This window comes from Paenibacillus sp. SAFN-117, assembly GCF_051966115.1.
Lineage (GTDB): Bacteria > Bacillota > Bacilli > Paenibacillales > NBRC-103111 > Paenibacillus_L > Paenibacillus_L residui.
In genome coordinates, this window is record NZ_JBQCLK010000055.1 from 11,780 (window position 1) to 18,317 (window position 6,538).

The window sequence follows — 6,538 nt, forward strand, 5'->3', positions numbered from 1 at the left end:
TGGGTAGGTGTGTGGTTGGTTCGAGGGGGAGCTCGAAGCGAGATCGAAGGAGAGTCGAGGGTACCCGTGGGTACTCGTGGGTACTAGCGGGGGTTCGGGCCCGTTTTCGCGGCTAACGAGCCCGCAAGGATCAATCGTTTCTTTGCTCAAAACGGCGATAGAGCCAGACCGCCAGCAGGGAATAGAACGCGAAAGCGGCCAAATAAATAAAGAACGTGCCGCCGGACCATGCTTCCATTCCGGCCCAATAGGCTTTGGCTATCCAGAAGGTGGGCAGCACGGAAGCCAGCCAGGACCAGGGTTCGGGGGCGAAATAGATAGCCAAGGGGGCGGCCATCGTTACTCCAATTCCTTTGGACAATGCCATTCCCTCCACCTTGTTCGCTGCAAAAGCCAGCAGAAGCAGAGCAACGACCGGAGCCTGCAAGGCAAGCAGCAGCGTTAACGGAAGAAGAGCGGCCACGGGGACGCGCACCAGATCCGTGAAGTATACGAAGAAAACCGTGTAAGCGGCGGATAGCAGCACGGGAGAACTAAGCCGGTAAAGCAAATACCCCGATTGGGTCAGCGGCGTCACGGCAAAGTAAGCAATCAGATTCTCGTCTCTCTCATCCAGCATCAGAAATCCGGCGATCACTCCCAGCATCAGCGGAATAAGCAGGAGAGCTTCGATCAGAATCAGGTCATAATAGACCGTCAGGTCGAAGGCCAAGGTGAGGTGCAGCCACCCGGACAATATTTTCATTCCATAGCGAATGGCGACAGCGAGAATAAGCGGGCCGAAAACGGCGAGGACCAGCATGGGATCGCGCGCAATATTTTTCGCGTCTGCGGCGGATAGTGAAACATATTTATTCATTGGCCCCTTCCCCCTATTTTCAAGACGATATGGTTGATGAAGGAGCGTTTAGCCCATAGATAAGCCAATCCGATCCCCACCACGAGTACCGCAAGCCCATACAGCACCTCCCATATGGTCAGCGGATGAAACGGAGAAGCGAGCAGCAGCAAAGTCCCTTGAGTAGGCAGTAAATAGTAGAGGGGGGACTCATAAACCCCCAAGTATCCCAGCACAGGAACATAGTAGATGATCGAGTACAGCGGAGACGCGAGAAAAAAACCGTTCAACGTCCCGCAGCGGACAGCGAGCCCCAAGCCGATCAAGGTAAAGAATGCCGAGGTCAATAATATTCCCGCCAAAAACAGCAAGCTGAAGCCTTCCCAACCGAAGGCCGACAGATGAACGGCAGCTGCGCTTAACGTAGACAGCATGGCGAGGGATAATGTCTTGGCCGCCATATATTCTCCGACCTGCAGAGGAGTGACGAACAGGTTATCGTAGATGTTCTGTCCTTTCTCCAGCAGCACGATCCCGCCGATAAAGAAAAAGCCGAGGGCACTCGGATCGGAGAAAACGACAAGAACGGAAACATCGGCTCTGGCGCCAGACGGGACGAGGGACAGCAGCAGACAGTACATTACGGTGATGAGCAAATAGGCCAAATAGAAGCCTTGACGGACCTGAAAATGGATATCGTGTCCCCAAGCGTTGAGCATTCTTCGCATATTAATCCAGCTTCCTTCCTGTGACATCGATAAAAATTCGCTCCAAAGTCGATTCCTGGCTGTGCATCGTCTCGATGGGCTTCTCCCGGATAAGCTCCAGAAAACGGTCATTGCGCCCGAGTCTGGCGAGAGGGAACTCCTCCGTTCTGCGATCCTGGCCTTCCTTGTATTCCACCACCAGCTTTTTCGTGCCCCTTCTCAGCTTGAGCTCCCGGGGGGGAATCGATGAGCGAAACCTGCCCGTCTACAATAAAAGCTACCCGGTCGCAGAGCTCCTCGGCCGCGTTCATGTTATGCGTCGTCAGCAGAACGGTTTTGCCTTCCGCCTTCTGCTGCAGGATCAGGTCCTTCACCAGCTTCGCGTTAACCGGGTCCAGTCCGGAGGTCGGCTCATCCAGGAACAGCAGATCCGGCCGGTTCAGCAGAGCCCGGCACAGGTTCAGCCTCATCTTCATTCCTTTGGAAAAGCCGGACACCTTGTCGCGGGCGTGATCCTCCAAGCCCACCCTGGCCAGAAGCTGCCGGGGCTCCTCTGTTTTGCACGAATACAGAGAACGGAAGAAGCTCAAATTCTCCAAAGCGGTAAACCGGGAATAAAAATTAGGGAATTCAAAGGCCACCCCAATCCGTTCAAAATAGTCCGGCTTAGCGCGGTTCAGCTCCCGGCCCATCACCCGAACACTCCCTCCATACTGCTTCAATACTCCGATCAACACCTTCTGAATGGTGCTCTTGCCCGCTCCCGAAGGACCGAGAAAGCCGAAAATTTCTCCCCGGGAAATATGAAAATCGATGCCTTTGATCGTCTGGATCCTGGCTCCCGGGTAGGTATAAGTCAACCGGTTAACCTCAATCATGAATCGTCCCCTCCCCTATTCGGCGGTCAACCCTTGCGCTATCAGTTGAATGAGCAATTCCATCGTCTCGTCGAATACCTCTTCCCCGATCATCCGCTTCTGCAGGGTCAGCAGAATCAGCGAGCGAATCAGGCTGACGATAATTTCCGGGCGCTGAGAGGTCAGCCATCCCTCCTCCTGCCAGCGGCGGACAAAAGGCATAGCAACATCCGCATCCTTGTCAAAATGGGCGGCTAGCTTCTCGGGAGGAAGCTTCCTTACCAATTGCTCCATTACATCTTCCTCGTATAACTGGCGAAAAAACGGATTTTCCCCTATCACCGTCAGTGATTTCCGCAGAAAGCGGACCAACTTTTCCTTGTCCATTCTGCCGGATTCCTCCGTCTCCTCCAGAAGCTGCCGGCGAACCCTCTCCTCCTCAAGCTCCAACAGCTCGAAATACAACTCCTCCTTGGACGGGAAGAACAAATAGAAGGTCCCCTGCGCAATTCCCGCCGCCTTGGTCAACTGCTCGATGCTGGTTTTCTTCAGCCCGTACAAGCCGAAGCATTGCTTCCCCGCCTCCACCAGCCGCTCGCGAATTCTCTCCTTCTCGTGATCACTAAACTTTCTCGCCATGATGCTGTCACCCCAAATATGATTGTATGAATAATTTTATTTTATACTCATAGCTAATGATAGACCAATCCTTCTCTTCCCGTCAATAACCGAAATAGATCACCAATCGCATTCGTTGTTCCATTCCATTTGCACGGTGATGTTTACCCGAAGATCATACAGACCTTTCGCTGTACAGTGAGGAATCTTTTTCATCAGAGATTTTAGTTATAAGCAAAAAATCCATAGTAGTTGTGGAAATAAATAGATAAAATGGATGGGATATCAACCCTGGCCTGCCGTGCTGCAATTCTGTCGGGCTTAGCGTTTTTTCGGGATTTTTACCGTTGCACGTAGTTCCTGTACGCTGAGTGGAGATGTAAGATGGAAGGGATGGAAAGCAGATTACCTGCAGATGTCATCTTGTGCGGGAATATTATAGTGGCACAAGAAGTCAAGACAGTTTTTTTTAATTTTTAAGGTGTGAAATCATTCACGAAGCGTTCTTTTGATATATTGTTGGAGGGGAGATCCCCCGCCGGGAACTGGAAAAAGTAATGTGTATAATTACTCAATGATAATGTCCACTGGTGGAGGACAAAGCCCAAGCGAAGGCGCGGGAGTCACCTTCGTGAATCATGTTATCCTTGCTGCTTAATGAGGTCCACATGGTCATTCCCACCCTATTAACGTTCTTACTCGGCAGTATTGACCATTTCTCTATTAAGCAGACATCAGGCATCCACTATAGCGAGGAAGCACATTAATTTCGGTCTCAAGTCACCCTATCCCCCCTGGAACGAGAAAAAAGATATATTTTTGCAGGCTTTGCTGCGGACACGGGGTCAACCGGCCAAAAGCATGCAGAATTGCAGTTTTTTCATTTACACCCCTGGGAGCGAACTCGCTGGAAGAAATCATTCACCATCAATGCCCCTGCCGAGATACAGCCCTACTCTAACAATACATATAGGTACGCGGCCCAATAAACATCAAGGAACCAGTAGGCGCATTCAAGGAGCGCGCAAGCTCGGCTACTAATATAAGATAACGAGGTGATTCTCGTGGACATCATAAAACTGACCAAGGAACATCACGATCTGGTCCTGAAGCTATTCGGTCCGGATGCGGCCGACTATTACTTTCTGATTAATGAATTAATCGATCATCATTATGAAGGTCCGTCCTTTCATGCGTATGGAGAATATGAGGACGGGCAGCTCTATTCCCTTCTGCTGAATAATTTCAACAATGTTACTTATTATTCCAGAACGGATCGAGGGATTAGCGGATATCAAGGCGTACTGAACCGGCTTACATACTCTAAACTGTCCGGACCCAGCCGTTGGATGAAGAAATTTATGCCCCTGGTCAAGGTTAGAAGCGATTCACTCTCTCATATGGGAGTTGTCAGGCGAATTCAGGCGCGAAGGAGGTACCCCGAGCTTAAGCTCCATACCATCAGCAGCGAAGAGGAAGCCGGGAAGCATTATGATTTGTTATCCTCCACGAAAGAATACGAAATGACTGCGACTAGAGACGACTATATCAAAACAGAAATGAAGAGATTAAGAGAAACGAGCGACCGGACGGTATACTTGAGCCTGGACGGTCGAATGATTTCCTCCTGCGGAACGGTCAGAGAATCCAGAAACAGCGCCATCGTGATTGGGGTCGTGACTCATCCCGAATACCGTAATCAAGGCTATGGATCGGAAGTGCTGATTGGCTTGTTTGAATCGTTATTGCAGGAAGGGAAATTTCCATATTTATTCTATAGTAATCCTGCTGCCCGAAGAGTTTACAAAAACATCGGGATGATCGAAGTCTGCGAATGGCGGGTAGCAATGGTAGAACCGCATCAGCCGCTACGCTTGCCAGACTCTGACGTAAGGGCATGACAGAGCCATCTGACCCTGGCTTCCGGATACGCGCTCGATTACATCGTTCTTCTCCTTCACCAGCGGAACAGCTTGGTCTCGAACTGCTGCCGATCCATTAGGTCCGCAATCCGGATGCCGTTCGCTTTGCCAGTTGCATGAGACTTTTTATTAAAAAATCCATTGTTACAAGTAGCCGGATCCGGGGAAAACTTGATCTTTGGGAAAACGACATGTATGCTATGCGATAAATGAAACTATATGATGCTAAGGAGCAACTTCCGATGGCTAATGTCGATACTACCTCTCTTCTGCTGCTGGCTTTTGCGGCACTTGGGCTGTTCAGCAACAACACGCCTGTTTCCATTGCCATGATCGTTCTCTTGCTGCTGCGGGTCATGAATTTGCACCAGACGTTCCCCTGGATCGAAAAATACGGCTTAAGCGTGGGCATTGTCATTCTCACAATCGGCGTCATGTCCCCTATGGCGAGCGGCAAACTGTCGCTTCAGACGATCCTGCAATCGTTCCTGCATTGGAAATCGCTTCTCGCTATTGGAATTGGCATGCTGGTTGCCTTCCTGGGCGGTCGTGGAGCGGCGCTCATGTCTAATCAGCCGACCGTCGTAGCCGGGTTGTTGATCGGCACCGTACTGGGCGTCGCTTTATTCGGCGGAGTTCCTGTCGGACCGCTCATTGCCGCCGGCTTATTGTCGCTGCTGATCGGCAAATCCTAGAAGCCAAGAAGCATTAAAGCTCACGGGGCGTGGAGGTACGGAGCAAGTCCTCTGCGCCGCCCGTTCCGCAGCTCTCGCGATTGAATCATCATCGACCGTATCCTCGTTATAATTCCCGTATTTCTAACGCATGAAGTGCTTGATCGTTAATGAATTCAACCGAGAAGCTAATCTCTTGATTCATTTTGATGTCTTCCGGTCCAATTGGTTGATTGTTGCTATCATAGATTTTTGTGTTTTTTGTGATTTCAAAATGTTTATACTCCCCATGCTCCCCAAACATCTCATTGTATTTCTTAAATGCTTCATCCGTTGGGTTAAAATTTTCTACTTGCAGTGTATAACGAATCCTAACTCCATCTATAGAATAGTTGTTCTGCTTAACCAATGAAACCGTTTTCCCCGTGAAAGTATATTTTGGTTTTTCAACTGGCTGTTTTTCCGCACATCCAGTACATACTGCAGTTAAAAGAGTCAACAAAAATAATACAAGCTTAACTTTCATCTTCGACCTCCCGAACGCCTCTTACATAGGCAAACAATGATAATATTAAGAAGACAAAAATAATTGCTCCCGAGTATTTTTATTTTACCAAAGAATACCGTTTTTTCATTATATGAGAAAAACTCCAATCGGAGTATTTCATGGATGAGCGACCGCGATTGAAGGATGTTATTCACCTAATAGCATTTGAAGTTCAAGACGCTAAAGCTTAACACTCAACTTTCGCAGAGTGCACTGATAGAAACCCATTGCCTGTGGTGGTTCCTACACGGTCTAACTGTATTTTATGTAGGTAAATTCAAGCGAATGGTGGAAAATGAGGTAGCGTCAAGAAGTTTGTGTAAGCTGGTAGGGTTATCCATCGGGACGATGGATAAGAAATATTTTTTATGTTTA

The 6,538-nt window shown here is 49.3% G+C and carries 6 protein-coding genes and 1 pseudogene; 2 read left to right on the forward strand and 5 right to left on the reverse strand.

Annotated elements, in window-relative coordinates; genetic code table 11:
- Positions 1–130: 130 nt before the first annotated feature.
- The 4 genes and pseudogenes from ACTHRH_RS24695 to ACTHRH_RS24710 form a co-directional block, all read right to left on the reverse strand.
- Positions 131–859 carry a hypothetical protein gene (locus tag ACTHRH_RS24695; RefSeq protein ID WP_440418103.1) on the reverse strand — a complete coding sequence of 243 codons (729 nt, stop codon included), beginning with the start codon at positions 857–859 and terminating at the stop codon, positions 131–133.
- A complete protein-coding gene (locus tag ACTHRH_RS24700) occupies positions 856–1,566 on the reverse strand; it encodes a fluoroquinolone export ABC transporter permease subunit (RefSeq protein ID WP_440418105.1) in 711 nt (236 codons plus the stop codon). The genes ACTHRH_RS24695 and ACTHRH_RS24700 overlap by 4 nt, the downstream gene beginning before the upstream one ends.
- 1 nt (position 1,567) lies before the next feature.
- A pseudogene (locus ACTHRH_RS24705) lies at positions 1,568–2,423 on the reverse strand (ABC transporter ATP-binding protein).
- A 15-nt stretch (positions 2,424–2,438) separates the two neighbouring features.
- A complete protein-coding gene (locus ACTHRH_RS24710; protein ID WP_144940895.1) occupies positions 2,439–3,041 on the reverse strand; it encodes a TetR/AcrR family transcriptional regulator in 603 nt (200 codons plus the stop codon).
- A gap of 1,043 nt (positions 3,042–4,084) precedes the next feature.
- Here ACTHRH_RS24710 and ACTHRH_RS24715 point away from each other — a divergent pair.
- Positions 4,085–4,921 carry a GNAT family N-acetyltransferase gene (locus ACTHRH_RS24715; RefSeq protein WP_144940898.1) on the forward strand — a complete coding sequence of 279 codons (837 nt, stop codon included), beginning with the start codon at positions 4,085–4,087 and terminating at the stop codon, positions 4,919–4,921.
- A 263-nt stretch (positions 4,922–5,184) separates the two neighbouring features.
- On the forward strand, positions 5,185–5,637 hold the full coding sequence (locus ACTHRH_RS24720; protein ID WP_144940902.1) for a DUF441 domain-containing protein: 453 nt from the start codon (positions 5,185–5,187) through the stop codon (positions 5,635–5,637).
- A 106-nt stretch (positions 5,638–5,743) separates the two neighbouring features.
- Here the strand turns inward: ACTHRH_RS24720 and ACTHRH_RS24725 are convergent, their stop codons facing one another.
- The gene (locus ACTHRH_RS24725) at positions 5,744–6,142 is read right to left on the reverse strand and encodes a hypothetical protein (RefSeq protein ID WP_144940905.1); all 399 of its coding nucleotides are present in this window, start codon (positions 6,140–6,142) and stop codon (positions 5,744–5,746) included.
- Between the last annotated feature and the right edge of the window lie 396 nt (positions 6,143–6,538).

Coding starts and splice junctions, on each gene's coding strand:
- ACTHRH_RS24710 (WP_144940895.1), bottom strand. CDS start 3,041: ATGGCGAGAAAGTTTAGTGATCACGAGAAGGAGAGAATTCGCGAGCGG.
- ACTHRH_RS24695 (WP_440418103.1), bottom strand. CDS start 859: ATGAATAAATATGTTTCACTATCCGCCGCAGACGCGAAAAATATTGCG.
- ACTHRH_RS24720 (WP_144940902.1), top strand. CDS start 5,185: ATGGCTAATGTCGATACTACCTCTCTTCTGCTGCTGGCTTTTGCGGCA.
- ACTHRH_RS24700 (WP_440418105.1), bottom strand. CDS start 1,566: ATGCGAAGAATGCTCAACGCTTGGGGACACGATATCCATTTTCAGGTC.
- ACTHRH_RS24725 (WP_144940905.1), bottom strand. CDS start 6,142: ATGAAAGTTAAGCTTGTATTATTTTTGTTGACTCTTTTAACTGCAGTA.